The organism is Halosolutus sp. YCN4 (assembly GCF_059736495.1).
In genome coordinates, this window is sequence record NZ_JCASSM010000002.1 from 662709 (window position 1) to 679986 (window position 17278).

General features: G+C 63.5%; 15 protein-coding genes. 4 read left to right on the forward strand and 11 right to left on the reverse strand.

Annotation, left to right across the window (positions count from 1 at the left end; genetic code table 11):
* Window positions 1–26 precede the first annotated feature (26 nt).
* Window positions 27–812: an SDR family NAD(P)-dependent oxidoreductase gene (locus AC6I6X_RS09555; protein WP_497930277.1), complete on the forward strand. Its 786-nt coding sequence runs from the start codon at window positions 27–29 to the stop codon at window positions 810–812.
* Between the two features lie 89 nt (window positions 813–901).
* On the opposite strand, the gene AC6I6X_RS09560 is transcribed toward AC6I6X_RS09555, so the two are convergent.
* From AC6I6X_RS09560 to AC6I6X_RS09585, 6 genes are all read right to left on the reverse strand, one after another.
* Window positions 902–2338 carry an amidase gene (locus AC6I6X_RS09560; RefSeq protein WP_497930278.1) on the reverse strand — a complete coding sequence of 479 codons (1437 nt, stop codon included), beginning with the start codon at window positions 2336–2338 and terminating at the stop codon, window positions 902–904.
* Window positions 2339–2344: 6 nt separating this feature from the next.
* Window positions 2345–3565: an acyl-CoA dehydrogenase family protein gene (locus tag AC6I6X_RS09565; protein WP_497930279.1), complete on the reverse strand. Its 1221-nt coding sequence runs from the start codon at window positions 3563–3565 to the stop codon at window positions 2345–2347.
* A 24-nt stretch (window positions 3566–3589) separates the two neighbouring features.
* On the reverse strand, window positions 3590–5227 hold the full coding sequence (locus AC6I6X_RS09570) for a long-chain fatty acid--CoA ligase (RefSeq protein ID WP_497930280.1): 1638 nt from the start codon (window positions 5225–5227) through the stop codon (window positions 3590–3592).
* A gap of 77 nt (window positions 5228–5304) precedes the next feature.
* The gene (locus AC6I6X_RS09575; RefSeq protein WP_497930281.1) at window positions 5305–6468 is read right to left on the reverse strand and encodes a CaiB/BaiF CoA transferase family protein; all 1164 of its coding nucleotides are present in this window, start codon (window positions 6466–6468) and stop codon (window positions 5305–5307) included.
* A 72-nt stretch (window positions 6469–6540) separates the two neighbouring features.
* A complete protein-coding gene (locus tag AC6I6X_RS09580) occupies window positions 6541–7473 on the reverse strand; it encodes a ferritin family protein (RefSeq protein WP_497930282.1) in 933 nt (310 codons plus the stop codon).
* Window positions 7474–7550: 77 nt separating this feature from the next.
* Window positions 7551–8090 carry a hypothetical protein gene (locus tag AC6I6X_RS09585; protein WP_497930283.1) on the reverse strand — a complete coding sequence of 180 codons (540 nt, stop codon included), beginning with the start codon at window positions 8088–8090 and terminating at the stop codon, window positions 7551–7553.
* On the opposite strand from AC6I6X_RS09585, the gene AC6I6X_RS09590 reads away from it, so the two are divergent.
* On the forward strand, window positions 8044–8187 hold the full coding sequence (locus tag AC6I6X_RS09590; RefSeq protein ID WP_497930509.1) for a hypothetical protein: 144 nt from the start codon (window positions 8044–8046) through the stop codon (window positions 8185–8187). The two genes, AC6I6X_RS09585 and AC6I6X_RS09590, sit on opposite strands and share 47 nt — an antisense overlap.
* Here the strand turns inward: AC6I6X_RS09590 and AC6I6X_RS09595 are convergent.
* The gene (locus tag AC6I6X_RS09595) at window positions 8184–8615 is read right to left on the reverse strand and encodes a hypothetical protein (protein ID WP_497930284.1); all 432 of its coding nucleotides are present in this window, start codon (window positions 8613–8615) and stop codon (window positions 8184–8186) included. The genes AC6I6X_RS09590 and AC6I6X_RS09595 overlap by 4 nt on opposite strands.
* Before the next feature lie 368 nt (window positions 8616–8983).
* Here AC6I6X_RS09595 and AC6I6X_RS09600 point away from each other — a divergent pair, with 368 nt between their 5' ends.
* Window positions 8984–9721: a 3-hydroxyacyl-CoA dehydrogenase family protein gene (locus AC6I6X_RS09600; RefSeq protein WP_497930285.1), complete on the forward strand. Its 738-nt coding sequence runs from the start codon at window positions 8984–8986 to the stop codon at window positions 9719–9721.
* 385 nt (window positions 9722–10106) lie between these two features.
* On the opposite strand, the gene AC6I6X_RS09605 is transcribed toward AC6I6X_RS09600, so the two are convergent.
* The 4 genes from AC6I6X_RS09605 to AC6I6X_RS09620 all read right to left on the reverse strand — a co-directional run bounded on the left by AC6I6X_RS09605 (window position 10107) and on the right by AC6I6X_RS09620 (window position 16464).
* Window positions 10107–10904 (reverse strand): enoyl-CoA hydratase/isomerase family protein, encoded by a 798-nt coding sequence (locus tag AC6I6X_RS09605; protein ID WP_497930286.1) that lies wholly within the window; start codon window positions 10902–10904, stop codon window positions 10107–10109.
* Between the two features lie 449 nt (window positions 10905–11353).
* Window positions 11354–12472, reverse strand: a complete 1119-nt coding sequence (locus tag AC6I6X_RS09610) for an anthranilate phosphoribosyltransferase (protein WP_497930287.1) — start codon at window positions 12470–12472, stop codon at window positions 11354–11356.
* 77 nt (window positions 12473–12549) lie between these two features.
* A complete protein-coding gene (locus AC6I6X_RS09615) occupies window positions 12550–13311 on the reverse strand; it encodes a GNAT family N-acetyltransferase (protein ID WP_497930288.1) in 762 nt (253 codons plus the stop codon).
* A 1416-nt stretch (window positions 13312–14727) separates the two neighbouring features.
* Window positions 14728–16464 (reverse strand): L-lactate permease, encoded by a 1737-nt coding sequence (locus tag AC6I6X_RS09620; protein ID WP_497930289.1) that lies wholly within the window; start codon window positions 16462–16464, stop codon window positions 14728–14730.
* A 425-nt stretch (window positions 16465–16889) separates the two neighbouring features.
* Between AC6I6X_RS09620 and AC6I6X_RS09625 the strand changes: the two genes are divergently transcribed.
* Window positions 16890–17066, forward strand: coding sequence for a hypothetical protein (locus tag AC6I6X_RS09625; protein ID WP_497930290.1), 177 nt, complete (start codon window positions 16890–16892; stop codon window positions 17064–17066).
* Window positions 17067–17278 lie beyond the last annotated feature (212 nt).

The window sequence follows — 17278 nt, forward strand, 5'->3', positions numbered from 1 at the left end:
CAGATACTGTAGTATTCGCTCGGGAGATGGACCTCGGAATTCAGGATAGAACCGCCGTCGTCACTAGCGGTGCCGGACGAATCGGAAGCGCCGACTGTCGACTCCTCGCGAACGAGGGCGCGAACGTCGTCGTCCTCGACGTCGATGCGGACGGTGCGGCGGAGACCGCCGCCGAAATCAACGAGACCGCCGATAGCGGCGAGGCAATGCCTCTCGAGTGCGACCTCACGGACCGTGAGGCCGTCGCCGACTCGATGGCCGACGTGCGTGACGCGTTCGGCGGCGTCGATATACTCATCAACAACGCGGCGATGGTCGACGCCCGCTCGCGCGTCGGCGATTACGACGACGACGTCTGGGACCGCGACGTCGAAATCAATCTGACGGGAACGTACAACATCAGCAAGGAACTCTTCCCGCGGATGTGCGAGCGCGGCTGGGGGCGGATCGTCACCATGTCCTCGATGGCCGGCTGGTACGGCGGCTTCGGTCAGTTCTCCTACTCGGCGACCAAAGCGGCTATGATCGGTGTCGGCCGGACGATGGCCCTCGAGGGTGCCCAGTCGGGGGTCACCTCGAACGTCATCGCACCCAACATCGTCGTCGGCGACTGGGCCGACATGAGCCCCGACGAACTCCGGGAGAACATCGACGAGTACTACGCGCGAATCGCCGAGGCGACCCCGATGCGTCACCTCGGGACCGAAGAGGACGTGGCGAATATGGTCACCTACCTCTGTTCCGACCAGGCGTCCTACGTCACCGGACAGGTGATCGGCGTTACCGGCGGTATCGACCTGTTCAGCTTCTAATCCCGGTCGGAGAACCGTTTGCGATTCCGTATGGATACGGAGAATCGTTTGCGACTCAGTCGGAATACGGAGACACTGCCGGCGGCCGATCACTCCGGATACTCGTCGTGCCATGGCCGCTGGCGTTCGAACGCGGCGCTGGCGGCGATAACGTCGTCGTCGGCGTGTCGGTGGCCCGCGATCTGCAGTCCGACTGGGAGTCCGTCGACGAAGCCGGCCGGGACCGAGGCCGCCGGATGGCCGGTGAGGTTGTATGGCTGCGTGAGCACCCAGCCGCGCAACGGTTCGATCTCGACGCCGGCTATCTCCGCGGGTTCCTCGTCGTGGGGGAACGGCGTCGTCCCGACGGTCGCCGTGACGAGGAGGTCGTACTCCGCGAAGAGATCCTGCAGCCCGTCGAAGATGCCCGTCCGAACCACGTCCGCGCGCTTGTACTCCCGCGTCGTCGGCTCGTCGGCGTCCATGATGAGGTCCACAAGGTACGGCCGCAGGCGGTCGCGATCTTCGCCTCGCGGATCGAAGCCGTCCGTCTCGAGCGAGTCCAGCAGCGACTGCCATCGGACGGTCGCCATCGTGTAGTAGGCGTCCAGTATCTCCTCATTGTCGTGGCCCAGGTCGGGATCGACCGGGTCGACGGTTGCGCCGGCGCGCTCGAGTGCCGAAACGGCATCGTCGAGCACCGCCCACACGTCTGGATCGACGGGATAGGTGCCCATATCCGGACTGTAGGCGATCGACAGGTCGTCGACGGGTCGGTCGACGGCAGCGCGGTAATCGGTTTCGTTCGGGACCGAGAAGGGGTCTCGCGGGTGGGACCCAGCCATCACGTCGAGAGACAGGGCCGCGTCTTCGACAGTCCGGGCCATCGGTCCCGTGGTAGCGAACGGCGTGTGGCTCGCGAAGCCGTTCGGTCGGCTGACGTTCGGGATCACACCCTGCGTGGGTTTCAGTCCGTACACGCCACAGAAACTCGCCGGGACGCGGACGGAGCCGCCAGCGTCCGATCCCGGTGCGAGCGGCACGAGCCGATCGCCGAGTGCTGCACCGGCTCCCCCGGAGGAGCCCCCCGACACACGGTCGGGGTCGAAGGGCGTTCCAGTCGGTCCGGCGACGCGGTTGTCAGTCGTCGTCCCGAGGCCGAACTCCGGCGTGTTCGTCTTCCCGACCACGACCGCGCCGGCGGCCTTCAGCCGGGCGGCGAACGGCGAATCCGAGTCGGCGATGCGGTCGTCGAAGAGCAACGATCCCGAGGTCGTTCGGACGCCGTCGACGTCGTCGAGATCCTTGATGGCGACGGGGACGCCGTGAAGCGGCCCGAGCGGCTCGCCGTCAGCGATTGCACGTTCGGCCTCCGCGGCCATCTCGCGGGCCAGATCGTCCGTGACAGTGACGAAGGCGTTCGTCCGGTCGTTCCGTTCGTGGATGCGCTCGAGGACGGAGTCGACCACATCGGTCGGCGAGTACTCGCGGTCGCGGATCGCTCGTGCGAGACCGGCAGCGGTCTGGTTCGTGGGTGGGGCGACCATGGCATATCAGTCCGTAACTCCCATCGAGTTCGCGATCGTGTTGAGCTGGATTTCGTCGGTTCCCTCGACGATCCGGAGAATTCGCGCCTGATGAACGATGTCCATGTAGGGGTTCTCCTCGGCCAACCCATTGGCTCCGTGGACCTGCACGGCCGCGTCCGCAACCTCCCACAGGACGTTCGTGGCGAACCATTTCAACACGGACGAGTCCATCACCGTCCGCTCGACCTGTGCCATCTTCCAGGCGAGTTTTAGCCCCGCTGCGTCGGCGGCGTAGGTCTTCGCTCGCCCTTTGGCGAGCTTCGTGGAGACCTGCTGGAAATTTCCGATCGGCCGCCCGAAGGCCTCGCGCTCGGTGACGTAGTCGGTGGCATCCTCCAGCAGGTACTCCGAATAGCCGACGGCCTCGGCACCCAACTCGAGTCGCCCCAGCGAGAGGAACTCCATCGCGGCGTAGAACGCCTCGTCGACGTCGCCGAGAACGCGATCTTCGGGGAGTCGAACGTCGTCCAGTATAATCTCGGCCTGGGACCCTTCGGCACCGACGGCGTTGTTGTACGACCCCAGTTCGTACTCGTCGCGCTCGACGATGAAGCAGGTGATACCGCCGTAGCGGCCGGCCTCCTCCTGCGGCGTCGTCCGGGCGAACAACTGGACGAAATCGGCGTAGGGCGCGTTAGTGATCCACTGCTTGCGCCCGTTCACGACCCACTCGTCGCCGTCTTTCTCCGCGACTGTTTCCATGTTCGGCGAGTCAGACCCGTAGCCGGGCTCCGTCTGCGCGAACGCCGTCGACTTCTCCGCCCGAACGGTCGGCTCGAGGTAGCGCTCGACCTGCTCGCCCTCAGCCTGTAACAGGAGCGGCTTCGGCCCTTCCGGCCCGGCGAGGGCGTACCGCTCGAGCCCGCCGCCGTGGTTAGCGAGGTGTTTTTTCGCCCGATACCAGGTAACCGGCGAGAGTCCCTCGCCACCCGCTGATTCGGGGAGGTTCATCGCGTAGAAGCCGGCTTCGGCCGATCGACGCCGGATCTTCTCTCGAGCCTTGAGCAGCTCGTCGGTCCAGCGTCCGTTCTCGTGGTGTCCCTTTCTGGGATTGGCGTAGACGTCGCCGAGTTCCTCGACGATCGGCTCGACCTCGCGTTCGACGAACTGGTCCAAACTGTCGAGTATCAGTTCGGTCTCTTCGTCGGTGTCGAAACTCACGCCGCCTGTCGTGTTTGCTACCATGGTGAAATCTGTCGTTGAAACGGTCTACTGCTGGGCCGCCGCCTCGTCGTCCTCGGCCTCGAGAACGACATTGAACTGCTCGCGAAGCGTTTTCTTGTCGAACTTCCCGGTCGAGGTCTTCGGAATCTCGTCGAGGAACTCGTACTCGTCCGGCAGCCACCACGAGGGGAACGTCTCCGCGAGGTGGACCTCGAGGTCGTCGGCGGTAAGCTCTGACTCACCTCGGGGAACGACGATGGCCAGCGGCCGCTCCTGCCAGCGCTCGTGCTCGACCGCGATGACGGTCGCCTCGCTAACTCCCTCGTGGGCCATGAGTTCGTTCTCGAGTTGGACCGACGAGATCCACTCGCCGCCGGATTTGATGACGTCTTTGTCGCGGTCGACGACGTCGATGTAGCCCAGTTCGTCTCGCGTGGCGATGTCGCCGGTTCGCAGGTAGCCGTCGTCGGTGAACGACTGCTCGTTCTCCTCGGGCCGGTTGTGATAGTGATCGGTCACCCACGGACTGCGGACCTGTAGCTCGCCCATCGTCTCCCCGTCGGCCGGGACCTCATCGCCGTCGTCGTCGACCACGCGGGTCTGCATCCCCGGCACCGGGAGGCCCGCTTTCGCGCGGTACTCGTACTGCTCGTCGCTCGGCAGTTGAGCGGTCTCCTTGCGGAGCGTGCTGAGCGTTCCCAGCGGCGAGGTCTCGGTCATTCCCCAGCCCTGGAGGATCGGCGCGTCGTACTCCTCCTCGTACCGCCGGATGAGGGATTCGGGCGGCGCGCTCCCCCCGACCGTCAGTCGGTCGATGTTCGAGATGTCGACCTCGGGGTTCTCGTCCAGGAACTCGGCCATCTCGAGCCAGATGGTCGGCACCGCCGCCGAGAACGTTACGTCCTCTTCGTCGATCAGCCGGGCGATCGTTTCGGGATCGGTGTGGACGGAGGGGAAGACCTGCTTCGCGCCGACGAACGTCGCGCCGTAGGGGATTCCCCAGCCGTTGGCGTGGAACATTGGGACGACCGGCAGAATCGTGTCGCGCTCGCCGATCGCGTTAGCATCGACGTGGCCGCCCATGATGCTGTGGAGGTACATCGCCCGGTGGGTGTAGGGCACACCCTTCGGCAGCCCGGTGGTCCCCGAGGTGTGGCACATCCCGTACTCCGCGTCCTCGTCGATGTCGGGCCACTCGTACTCCGTAGAGTGCCCCTCGAGCAGGGATTCGTAGTCGGTCACCGGTTCGAGGCTCGTTTCGGGCACCTCGTCGTCGAGGACGACGTACTGCTCGACGCTGTCCAACTCGTCGGCGTTGGCTTCGACCTTCTCAACGAGTCCCGGGTCGACGAATATCACCCGATCTTCGGCGTCCTCGATCGTGTGGACGAAGTGATGGTCGGGCAGCCGCATATTGCACATGTGGATCGACCGCCCTGAACACGCCGGGCCGAAGTACAGTTCGTAGTGCCGGTAGTGATTCGTCGCGACGACGCCGACGCGGTCCCCCATTTCGAGTCCGAGGTCGTCGAGCGCGTGCGCGAGCTGATTGATCCGTTCGTATGCATCGGCGTACGTGTAGCGGTGCGTGCTCCCGTCGGGCAGTTTCGTCACCAGCTCCCGGTCGGGGAACAGGTCGACTGCCCGCTCAAGCATCTTGTCAAGTGTTAACTGGACACCCATCATGGACGGATACAACTTTTCTGTCCAGTACCTTATGATTTGGGACGGGTTCCCGTTGTACAGAACTGACGGGCCGGTTAGCGGATGGCTCCCGCGTCTCGAAGGGCGGCCCGATCTGCCTCGTCGTAGCCGACAGACGCGAGCAGTTCGTCGGTGTGTTCCCCGTGGTTCGGTACCGATTCGTCGTGACTGTCGGGCACGGTCGACCCCCGAGCCGGGAAGCCGATCCGCGGGGGTGCGTCGTCGGGGCGTTCGATCAGCCCGCGTGCCTCTAGCTGGGGGTGGTCCAGGGCCTCGGCCGGCGTACACACCGGCCCGACCATGGTCTCGTCGGAAAGCGCCTCGAGCCACGCGTCCCGTGATCGGCTCGCGAACAGCCCCGTCAGTTCCTCACGGATGGCTTCCAGTTCGGCGGGATCGTCGGTCCCGTGTCGATCGGCGAGATCTTCCCGGCCGACCTCCTCGCAGAACTCGGCCCAGAACTTCGGCTCGAGCGCCGCGAACGTGAGGTATCGCCCGTCAGCGGTCTCGTACACGTCGTACCAGGGGACCGCTCCGGTGAGCGCCGTCTCGCCGGGCCGCGGGTCGCCGCCGGTGAGTGCCTCGTGAGCGACGGCCTGTGAGAATGACGCGACCACGTCGGTCATCGCCACGTCAATATACTCGCCGCCGTTGCCCAGTTCACGCGAGAGCAGCCCGCCGACGATGCTGAACGCCGCGAACAGGCCGCCACCGAGGTCACCGATCTGGTAGCCCGGTATCTGTGGGGCCATCGATTCGTCCTCGCGGGTCATGTCGAGCAGCCCTGCGACGCCGACGTAATTGAGGTCGTGGCCCGCCCGTTCGGCGTCCGGTCCCGTCTGTCCGTAGCCGGAGAGCGAGCAGTAGATTACCTCCTCGTTGTACTCAGTGAGAGTCTGATACCCGATCTCGAGTCGCTTGGCGACGCCCGGTCGAAACTGCTCGAAGACGACATCTGCTTCTTCGACCAGTCGGTAGAACGCGGTCCGCCCCTCGTCGGATTTGAGGTCGATGGCGATACTCCGCTTGCCGCGGTTGATGCCGTCGAACAGCGCGCCGACGTCGCGATCAGTCATCGGCGGCGTATACCGTGCGTAGTCACCGGCGTCCGTATCCTCGACCTTGACGACGTCTGCCCCGGCGTCCGCGAGGAGTTGCGTCGCGTACGGTCCCGGAAGCAGGCGCGACAGGTCGAGTATCCGAACCGAATCGAGCTGCATGGTACTACGTCCCGACCGGGTTCCAAAAGCCTACTGTCGCCAGTCGTCACTCTACTGCCGGTTGCTGACGGCTCAGTCGTCGCCCTCGAGTCGCACGAGCTCGTCGACGTCCGGAATGTCCGCCGCGGCGTCCGTGATCTGTTGCATCCGATCCGTGTGTTTGTCGACCGCGTAGGCGGCTAGCTCCCCGTCCTCGATGCCGACGCGCTCCTCGGGGTCGTCGGGCTGGAACCGGTCGTCTTCGGTGATCCCCTGCACGAGTGGGAGGAGGTCGTCGACGGTGCTCGTGACGACCTCCGGATCGATGCCCTCGGCGATGAGCTTCTTGAGCTGATTCATCCCGAAGCCGACGTGGCGGCCTTCGTCACTGCGAATCTTCGTGAACCCTTCGACGAGCCCCGGCAGATGCGGAAGCTCTTCGAACTGGCCGCCGTAGGAGGTTTGCATCCCGTAGTAACCGGTCTGGGCGAGGATCCCCTCGACAGTGAGGTGGTAGTGACAGTAGGCCTTCGCTCGGTTCTCGGGGGTATCGTCCTCAAGCAGTCGGAACTGCGCCTTCCGGTTGCGGTCGAACAGTTCGATGTAGGGGTCGTTGAACCACCGCTCGTGGCGCGGATCCGACCGCTCCCAGCCGAGTTCGTCCTCGACCGTCCAGATGACTTCTCGCCAGTACCGATCGAAGAAATCCGCGTGCTTCGCTTCCTCGTACATCTGGGTCGTAAGGAACAGCTGGTCGTCGATGTTGTCGAGTACCGCCCCGAGGGGCGCAAGGTCTTCGGTGACCGCGTCTTCGCCCGCACCGAACTTCGCGATGCCGTTGAGCGTTCCGTACCACGATTCCTTGTCGTAGTCCGCTTCCCCGTCGATGTATTGTAGCAGGTTCTCGACGTCCTGCTCGAGGTCGATTTCACCGGGGTCCCAGTGGCGCTCAACCGCATTCCGATAGTAGCGGTTCGATCTGGACTCCCGGTCCATCATCTCCGTTGGCGTGTACTCCGTTTCCATATATCATACATAATCGGCTCGAGTATTAAATGTACGGTCGTTGTCGTCTCTGCTCGGCTCGGTGCCGGACTGGGGACTCAGTCGTCGGTCTCTCCGGCGTCCTCGTCAACCTGTTCGTGGCGGTCGAAGGTCGTCATCTGATGATAGGTTTCGGCCCGATCGGTTCCCTCGAGCCGGTACCGGTAATAGACGTACGCGAGGACGAACCAGCCGATGAGAACGGCGCCGACGAGGGGTTGCTGGAGCAGCGTTACGATCCAGAACGCGGCGGTGACGACTGCGCCGCCCACCACGGCGAGGAGGAGGCAGCGGTAGCGGCGGAGACGAAACGGGGCGGCCGCGTAGTGCTCGGGGAATTCGCGTGGCAGGTTCCAGAGGCCGATTGCACAGAAAAAGTACGCGGTGAGACTGGCCAACCCGATGAACACGGACAGTCCGACGATTTCCCGCGCGATGGGAACGAACAAGAACGGGGGAACGCCGAGCACCGAGACGGCGTAGCGGGGTGTCTCGAAGCGGGAATGGATTCGGGACAGTGACGCAGGAAGAATGCGGTCACGACTCGCACGCATGAGCGTCCGCGAAAAGACCAACAGCGTCGTGTTCACCGTCGTCACGACCGCGAAGACGGCACCAGCGGCGACGACGTACTCGCCCCACCACGGGAGAAATTGGGAAGCGGTCGGCGCGAGGTCGGCCTCGTTACCCGGTTAGGTGTAGGGAACGACGCCGACGAGGACGGCGATCAGGCCCACGTAGAGCACGGCGACAATCCCGATACTGAGCCCGAGAACGAGCGGAATCGTCCGGCCCGGATCGTCGATTTCCTCGCCGAGTTCGACCAGTAACCCACAGCCAAGAAACGGGTAAAACAGCGCAACTACGGCGATACCGAACGCGCCGTAATCCGGAAGAAATGGCGTGTAATTGGCGGTATCGATCGCGCTCATACCGGGGACGATGAACGTCAGGAGTGCGATCACGAGGACGGCGAAGAAGACGATCTGGACCTGGGCGACGGCTCTGAGCCCGACCAGATTGACGACCAAGACGAAGGCGAGCAGCACGTAGACGAACACTGTCGACGGGACGTCGAAGAGAATCCGGGTGTACTCGGCAAACCCCGTCGCCGTGATCAGCAACGAGGCCCATGCGACGAGCGGGATCGTAACCGGGTCGTCGTCGCGAGCACTATCCTCGGAGAATGTACGAAACTCGTCTTCGCGGCGGTAGTCGTCTACGCGTTGTACGAAGCAGGCGTCGAATGGATCGTGTACGCGTTCGCTTTCGGTGGCGGCGGCTACGCACTCGTCGAGACGATCACGGACTGGCGAAACGAGCGCAAACCGTGGTATCCATCGAAGCGCGTTCAGCGACTCGACTGAGGGCGGCGGTCTGCGACGATAGTGCGGTTCGGCTGTTCGGTCCCGTTGATTCCGTAACCGAACTCGTCTCAGTCCCCGTCTCTGCCTTGCTAAGAACTAAGTCCGTACTAGTGAAGCTTGGTGGCATGGCACAAAAGAGTGCAGCCGTCGTCGGTGGTGGCATCATGGGCGCTGGCATCGCACAGGTACTCGCGCGGAACGAGTACGACGTAGCCGTCCGCGAGATCAACGAGGGGCTCGCTGACGAAGCCCGCGAACGGATCATCTCGGGGAACTACGGACTCGAGGACGCGGTCGAGGGTGGCTATCTCTCCGCGGACGAGAAAAACGAGGTCCTCGAGCGGCTATCGTTCACGACGGATCTTGACGAGGCGACCGACGGAACCGACTTCGTCATCGAAGCAGTGACGGAGGACCTGGCGATCAAGGGGCAGGTCTTCCGCGATCTGGACGCGGTCACGGACGACCAGCCCCTGTACTCGAATACGAGCGGGTTTTCGGTGACGTCGATCGCCAACGGCGTCTCCGACCCTTCGCGGGTCGCGGTGACGCATTTCTTCAATCCCGTTCCGATCATGTCGATGGTCGAGATCGTGCAGGCACCCCAGACCGACGCAGCCGTCATCGAACGCGCCGAGGAACTGGTCGACGAACTCGGGAAGACCTGTGTCACTATCCACGACGACCCCGGCTCCTACGGGTTCCTCGCCAACCGGTGTTACGCGGCCATGCGCGAGGAAGCCCAGAAGATCGTCGACGAAGGGATCGCGACCGAAGAACAGGTCGATAAAGCCCTCGAGGAGGGGTACAACCACCCCGTCGGGCCGTTCTCGCTGCGCGGCATCGGCGAGGAATGGGATTAGGAAGTCGATACTCCATCCCCGGGTCAACAGTACGGAAACGGGACATGCTGGTGCGCTGGGCCGCGGTGAGCGATTGGTGAACCGCGGACCGATTATGCGCGAGGGATGAGCGAACGCCGACAGGCGTGAGTGAATCGGCTGGGGAGGATATAGTTATCCCGTATTGCCACAATAGCAGTCTGCTGTTTTCGTCGTCATCTTTCGGTCGCGTGAATATGAGAGGTACCGACGTGTCCTGCACCTGCTGGCGGCATGGAGTCGCCACGCCCTCTCCAGCCGATTCGCTCGCACGAGTTTGCGCCGCGGTGAAGCGCGGCACAGCGCGCGCCACCATATCCGGGTCGTTTCGGACCGGAGAAAACCATCGTTCACCGCTACTGAGGCGTTACTTTCCTTCGAACTCGGGCTCGCGGTCCTCCGAGAACGCCGCCGCCCCCTCCGCGTGGTCGTCGGTCTGGAGGACCCTTTCGAAGAGCTGGCGGTCGTACGCCAGCCCCTCCTCGAGCCCGGAGTGGACAGCCATATCTGCGGATTTCTTGATCCCCTGAATAGCTAGCGGCGCCTGTCCAGCGAGGTCGGTGACGAACTCGTCGATCTCGTCCTCGAACTCGTCCTCGGCGAAGGCGTGGTTGATGATTCCTTCTTCGTCGGCCCGTTGGGCCGAGATGTGCTCGCCGGTCATCGCGAGTTCCTTGGCGATTGCGGGGCCAGCCAGCTTCGTGACGTACTGGACGCCGCCGGCACCGGGGAGGATCCCGAGGTTCACTTCGGGGAAACCGAACGTGCTGCCCTCGCTGGCCAATCGGAAGTCACACGCCAGTGCTGTTTCGAGCCCACCGCCCAGACAGTAGCCGTCGATCTTCGCGATGACAGGCGCGGGGAAGTCCCTGATGAAATCGTAGTGTGAGCGGGCCGAGGAGTCGCTGGCGGATTCCGCGGAGAAGCCGCCGATGTCCGTCCCCGCACAGAACGCCTTCTCGCCGGCACCCTCAAGCACGACGGCTCGCAGGGCGACGCCATCTGCCCCCTCGTTTTCCGCCTCGAGCAACTCGAGCCCCGCGACGATGTCGTCCCGTAGCTGACCGTTTAGCGCGTTCAACGCATCCGGCCGGTTCATCCTGATCGTCCCGACGCCGCGGTCCCCGTCGAACGCTATCAGGACAGTGTCCAGTGAGTCGTCCATGGTAAGTGGTTACGGCCAACAATCAAAAAGGTAGACTGTTCGACCCATTGCTTGCGTCACGTTCGGCTCCCTAAAGTCGAATGGCGAAGCTGGCGAGGTACCGTGTATCTGATAAAAAGTAATAGTAGTAAACAGAATGATAACGACGCTCCGAGGTCCGTCGGAATCGATTACTACCGGGTATCGTGACGTCTGTCGGCCAGTAATACCGCTACCAGAACTGAAGGAGAGATTCTGATCGAGAGTCGACCAAATTCGATTTGCGCTCGAGAGCGGATTTCTGCGTCCGTACGACGCCGTTCGGAGCGGACCAACCAAAATTCGAACTTGTCAATTTTGACTATGTATAGTAAGATATGTACAAATGCCGAAACGACGACCGATCGAAATGCTAGGTGATGCGGTCCGATTCCGATCAATTCGCCCACTGACCGGAAATCCTCGGTCGCTCAGAACGACTGCAGTTCCTCGAGTACCGCTTGCGCACTGCCGTCGGAAATGACCTCACGGCCCCGCTCGAGGCCTGCTTCGAGGCTGTCGACGTCCTGACGGGCGTACATCCGGAACGCGGCGTTGAGCGCGATCGCGTCGGCGAACTGGTCGTCGCGATCGCCGGCGAGCACTTCCTCGGTGATCGTCGCGGAGTCGGCAGTGACGTCGTCGACGTTCAGGTCCTCGCTCTCCATCTCCATGCCGTAGTTCGCGGTCTCGATCTCGTAGTCCTCCAGTCCGTCACCTGCTCGCGGCTCGTCGCCGCTCCCATCGTCCGAGGCGCGTAGCGCCTCGCTATCGTTCCACTCGGCGACCTTCGTGTATCCCGGACGGATATCGTCGTAGCCTTCCATCCCCTGGAAGAAGATCGCACGCGAGTAGCCCAGTTCTTCGCTCTCGTCGATCAGTTCGACCATCTTCTTCGCGAACGCGAGGTGGTAGAACGAGCCGAGGTGGACGTCGGCGTTCGCCGGGTTGGCGACCGTCTCGATCGTATTGACGAACGTGCGCACGCCCATCTGGTCGCGCCGATCGTAGAGGTCCTGTACGGCGGGGTTGAACGCGGGCTGGTAGTAGAAGCCGAAGCCGGTCTCGTCGGTCATGTCGGCGCTCTCGGCGGGCGTGAGGTCCGTCCGGACGCCGAGTTCGTCGAGGACGTGCTTGTACGCCGTGGCCTTCTGGGTCGGGACCCGATCGCCGGAGTGGACGACGACGGGCGTGCCCGCCGCGGCGGCGACGAGGCCGGCCCCGACGCCGAGCAGGGCGGAGGTGTGCTTGCCGTCGTAGTTCGCGCCGCAGTCGACCGGATCGCAGTCGGGTTCGGCGGTGACGACCGACTCCTCGCGCATGACGTCGGTGTAGGCCGCCAGCTCCTCGGGGGTGTTTCGCTTCCAGCGGTTGGCCAGCCAGAAGGCACCGAGGGTCGTCTCGTCGGGTTCGCCCGCGAAGATGCGCTGCATCGCTTCGCGGGCCTGCTCGCGAGTCATGTCGTCGGCCGACTTCGGGCCGGAGCCGACGACTGCGGTCATCAGCCGTTTGAGCGGCCACTCGCCGAACTCCTGGGATGTCTGCGCCATGAGCGGCAGTTCGGATGGAACCCGCAAAAGCGTCCCGCTTCCGGCGTCCGCGTGCCCCGTCAAATGGGGGGCGAGCCCTACAGCGTGATCGCCATCATCACCTCGTCGATGTACTCGTCGCCGAGTTTGTAGTGATCCTCGCGTACCGCCTCGGTCTTCCAGCCGCGATCCTCGAAGAACTCGATCGCCTCCTCGTTCGTCGAGGGCACGCTCTGGTAGACCTTCTCGTGGTCGCTCGCTTCGGCCCACTCGAGGGCGCGGTCGAGCAGTTTGCTCCCGATGCCCATCCCGCGGTACTCCTCTAGGACCCCGACGGTGAGTTCCGCGGTGTGGGCGAGTTTCTCGAGGTTCGGGACGTGCAGGTGGGCCCAGCCGACCACCTCGCCGTCGACGACCGCCACGAAGAACATCCGGGACTCGAACTCGTTGTGCCGGAGCAGGACGTTCTCGTGATCGAGTTCGTCCGCGACGCTCTCGGCCTCGATGTAGGTCATCTCCTCGACGACCTGTCGCATCGCGCCGACGATGCCCGAGAGGTCCTCCTGTCTGGCCGGCCTGATCGTGACGTCGACGTCCTCGGCCGTGAACTCCTCGCCCGCCGCCTCGACGTCGATCGCGATCCGGAGGGTGCCGTCGTCGTCCTCGTCGAGGTAGCCGTCCCGCTTGAGGATCGCGACGTTGTGCTGGAACGCTCGTGAATACTGGGGATCCCCCGGGGGATCCGCCGGGAACAGTTTCTCGCGTGCCTCCTCCCGATCGACCGCGCCGTGGGCTTCGACGTACTCGTAGATCTGTTCCCGCTCGTCGCCCTCGATCGAGATGGGTTCGGTGAGCTCCATGTTTAGTGGTAACGATTGCCTCGATAATAAGTTACAGTGGTCGCAGCGGAGCGTGACGATCGAGATCGATCCGTTTACCCGCACAAGTATATCTTCGATTAGAGTTATGTGGTAATGGTATACTGGCAGCAGTCACGACCAGATCCGGTCCTCCTCCGTGGCCGACCAGCGGTTTCTGGAATCGGCCTTTGAGTCGGTTTACGCCCGTATTCGTGCGATTAGGGAAAACGAGGATCGAAGCAACGCAGCGCATCCGGGGTATGGCCGTTCCATCGCGTTTGAATTCATAATCAGGGCTTGAGGCCGTATCAGCCCCACGATCGGTAGCTTTTCATCGGACTACGCCGACATCACTCTCCCGCCACTCGAATTATAACAGTTTTCTGGTTAGATCGAGTTATAAACAGATAGCAGACATATTATACTTCTATTAATTCTGCGACGGCACCCGACGCACCCGGTTCAATCTCTCGGACCGGTACGCCTCGGAACGACGTTCGGTTACGGATGATCGGCGCGATAGCGGCCCGTCGAACGCGGTCGTTCCAGACCGGATCGAGTACGGCGAACGCGGAGGCGGATACGGTTCGGCCCAACCCCACGATCAGTTTTACATTTATTACGAACGTATTAGCGGTATGGGACCCAGTTCTCGAACGTTTGACTGTCCGAACTGCGGTCAAGTTGGATTCGAGCGGCTGTCGACCCACTGGTCCGGACCGAAATGCGAGTTTCCGGCCGTCGAACCGCGCCAGCGCGAAACGATCGAGGGACTCGTTCTCGGGGGCGCACAAATCGGTGGAAACAGCGCGAACAAGCACCTCTTGACCGGATCAGTGTACGAGACGTTCGTCGAGTGGATCGCGAATACCCTCGACTGGCTCACCCACAGTGTCCGGAGGGAGAGCTACGACGACCGTCGTCAAGACCAGTACTACGTTCGAACGCACGCGCATCCGGAGTTCTCCCGCTACGCCGACTGGGTCACCGGTACGGTTCGACGGCCGTCCGATGACCTCCGGGTAACGAGACGCGCGGCCAGAGTCTGGTACGCGTCGGCCGGTTGCCTGGAGTGGCACGGATCGGACGACAGTCAGCCGAGCGCTGCGTTTTCCGCGCTCCACGAGCGGCGCGCAGCGTGGGTGATACGGATCCTAGAGAACCGCGGGTTCGATGTCAATCGGATCGGAAAGCGCGTCCAGTTTCCTCCTCGAGAGACCCGACGGTGGCTCGACTGGATCGGAGCGCCGGTTCCGGGAGTAGCGCACAAGTGGACCACCGATAGACACGAATACGATCGTCTCGCGCCGGATACCCGGTGAAAGCGCCGCGCCCCGAAATGCCGGTCCGGCCGAGAGCGGCGACACTCGCCGCTGGGTCACGATGGAGGCGCGAGAAAAGACGAGCGAGGATCGCTCAGAAGAGGCCGGGGAAGAGGACGTAGCTGAACACCGTCGCGAGGATCCCGACGCCGACGGCGTAGTAGACGAGCGGAATCAGGTTCAACCGTATCACGCGCCCCTCGTGACCGACGAGGCCGACGGTCGCCAGCGCGGCGACGACGTTGTGGATCGCCACGAGGTTCCCGATCGCGCCGCCGACGGCCTGCGCGCCGACGATGAGCTGGGTGGGCAGGCCGAGCTGTGAGGCGGCCTCGAACTGGAAGCCGCCGAAGGTGATGTTCGACACCGTGTTCGAGCCGGCCATCGCGGCACCGAGTGCGCCGATGAGCGCGGTGATGAACGGGTAGGCAGGGCCGACGAGGTCGGCAGTCGCCTGTGCCAGCACGAAGATCATGCTCTCGGTGCCCTCGGCGTGGGCGCCGGACTGGAGCATCACCTGGACCATCGCGATGACGAACACGAGCGCGATCAGCGGCGCGATGAGTTTCTGTCCCGTTTCCGCAAAGGCGGCTTTGACCTGGGTGCTGGACATTCCGTACAGGGGGATCGCGATCAGCGCACAGAGTACCAGCCAGAAGCCGGGCACGTACACCCAGTCGATGCCGCCGCCGATACCCGTCCCGAGGATATTACTCCACTCCGTGCCGAACCGCTGCAGAACGGCGGGGAGCGGATCGACGACGCGAGTGACGACGAGCAAGACGACCAGCAGGATGTACGGCGTCCAGGCACGGAGCAGCGACATGTCCGACGTACCGACGCCGCCGTCGGCGACGGTCGCGTCGCCAGTGCCGCTGCCCGTCCCGGGTGCACTGGCCTCGCCGGGTTCGATCGTGCCGACCCAGTGATCGGGCCACTCCTGGCGGTCCGGGAAGTCCCACTCCTCGTCCGGCACAAAGTAGCCGGCTTTCAGCGCGCCGACGACGATCGCACCACCGACCATCGCACCGAGCAAACTGGGGAACTCGGCGCTGATCTGGGCCGACAGCCAGTACGGGACGACGAACGCAATCCCGGAGAACAGACACAGCGGCGCGACCTCCCAGGCGGGTTCGAGACTGCGCTCCTCCGTATCGCCGAAGAAGTAGACGACCATCGCGACCGCGAACAGCGGCATGACGAACCCGACCAGCGTGTGGTAGGTCGCCGCCCAGACGGCGACCTCGAGCGAGTACTCCTGGACGGTGAATCCGCCCTCCGTGATCGCCGCGCTCGTGGCCTCAGTCGAGCCGAGCGGATCCTCGATCCCGATGATGATCGGCGTGCCGACCGCACCGTACGTGACGGCGATGATGTGGCCGATCAGGCCGGCGATGACGGCGGCGAACGCCGGAAATCCGAGCGCCAGCAGGAGCGGCGCGACGACCGCCGCGGGCGTCCCGAAGCCGGCCGCCCCCTCGATGAACGCCGCGAGGAAAAACGCGATCAACACGATCTGTACCCGCCGATCGTCGCTAATTCTCGCGAAGCCCTGGTTGATCCGGTCGAACGCACCGGCCTGCATCAGCGTGTACAGAAGGAGCAACGCGCCGAAGACGATCCAGAGGATCTGGATCGCCGTCATCACGCCGGACACGGAGGCAGCGACGAGGTACTCCCCTGGCATATCCCAGATAGCCCATCCGACCAGCACCGCCACGACGTACGCGATCGGCATCGCCCGCGTCGCGGGCCACAGCAGACCCACGAGCAGGACGCCCGCGAGCACGAGCGGCGTCGCTGCGAGCACGAGTTCGACGAGACTAACCATTCACATCACCCCCCGCAGATCGTGCGAACGACGGTGATTCGAACTTTACCTCGATGCCATTCTGGATCGCATCTGGCATGGAAAGTAAACTATTCATTTAGTATTTATAATTGTCGATTGTTATCATGTGACAGACAATCGTAGTCACCGAAGGGACCCGTGTGAACGTAGATGTCGTTTCTCGCTATCGGCGACGCACGAGCGGCCGATAACTACTAGAGGACGCCGTTGGCCTGTTTTCGCGGCGATCTTCGGCCAGCGAGTAGTCGGTCAGTGACCGACGCGGACCGACGGACGGTACACCTGTCTGAATCGATAAAGCACACGTCTATGAATCGACACGCCTTTGAATCGGTTGCCGAACTCGGTTATACTGGCTGTCCCGGTCGACCAAGGATCGAACGCCGGTCACGCGACGAGGCTTCGTGGCTCCGTCGGAGACGAACGGGAACCGATTCGAGGCGGCACTCGCCGATTTTGCGGTGCCGGTGACCCGCACCGAACCGGGAGGCCGGGAGTCGGCGCTCGACGCGATCGTTCGCGAGCAGTTCACCGAACCCCGGACTCGGGATCGGATCGTCGACGTGAGTGGGCTCCTGTGAGGACTAGCTCGAATCGCTGCTCGAGCGCGATGCCAGTTACCCGGTGGAACGGCTCGATCCACGGGAGCGGATCGGCCATTAGCGACGGTTACTACCGTCCCAGGAGTCGATGCGATCCGCTGTCCGGCGGGATCGCTCCCGCCGGTGCGATTCTCTCGGTGGAGTTGTCCGGCGTGGCGATCCGGATTGGCGCATGGCAATCACCGGGCGCT

Coding starts and splice junctions, on each gene's coding strand:
- AC6I6X_RS09575 (WP_497930281.1), bottom strand. CDS start 6,468: ATGCAGCTCGATTCGGTTCGGATACTCGACCTGTCGCGCCTGCTTCCG.
- AC6I6X_RS09610 (WP_497930287.1), bottom strand. CDS start 12,472: ATGGCGCAGACATCCCAGGAGTTCGGCGAGTGGCCGCTCAAACGGCTG.
- AC6I6X_RS09600 (WP_497930285.1), top strand. CDS start 8,984: ATGGCACAAAAGAGTGCAGCCGTCGTCGGTGGTGGCATCATGGGCGCT.
- AC6I6X_RS09555 (WP_497930277.1), top strand. CDS start 27: ATGGACCTCGGAATTCAGGATAGAACCGCCGTCGTCACTAGCGGTGCC.
- AC6I6X_RS09605 (WP_497930286.1), bottom strand. CDS start 10,904: ATGGACGACTCACTGGACACTGTCCTGATAGCGTTCGACGGGGACCGC.
- AC6I6X_RS09590 (WP_497930509.1), top strand. CDS start 8,044: ATGAGCGTCCGCGAAAAGACCAACAGCGTCGTGTTCACCGTCGTCACG.
- AC6I6X_RS09560 (WP_497930278.1), bottom strand. CDS start 2,338: ATGGTCGCCCCACCCACGAACCAGACCGCTGCCGGTCTCGCACGAGCG.
- AC6I6X_RS09565 (WP_497930279.1), bottom strand. CDS start 3,565: ATGGTAGCAAACACGACAGGCGGCGTGAGTTTCGACACCGACGAAGAG.
- AC6I6X_RS09615 (WP_497930288.1), bottom strand. CDS start 13,311: ATGGAGCTCACCGAACCCATCTCGATCGAGGGCGACGAGCGGGAACAG.
- AC6I6X_RS09580 (WP_497930282.1), bottom strand. CDS start 7,473: ATGGAAACGGAGTACACGCCAACGGAGATGATGGACCGGGAGTCCAGA.
- AC6I6X_RS09620 (WP_497930289.1), bottom strand. CDS start 16,464: ATGGTTAGTCTCGTCGAACTCGTGCTCGCAGCGACGCCGCTCGTGCTC.
- AC6I6X_RS09570 (WP_497930280.1), bottom strand. CDS start 5,227: ATGGGTGTCCAGTTAACACTTGACAAGATGCTTGAGCGGGCAGTCGAC.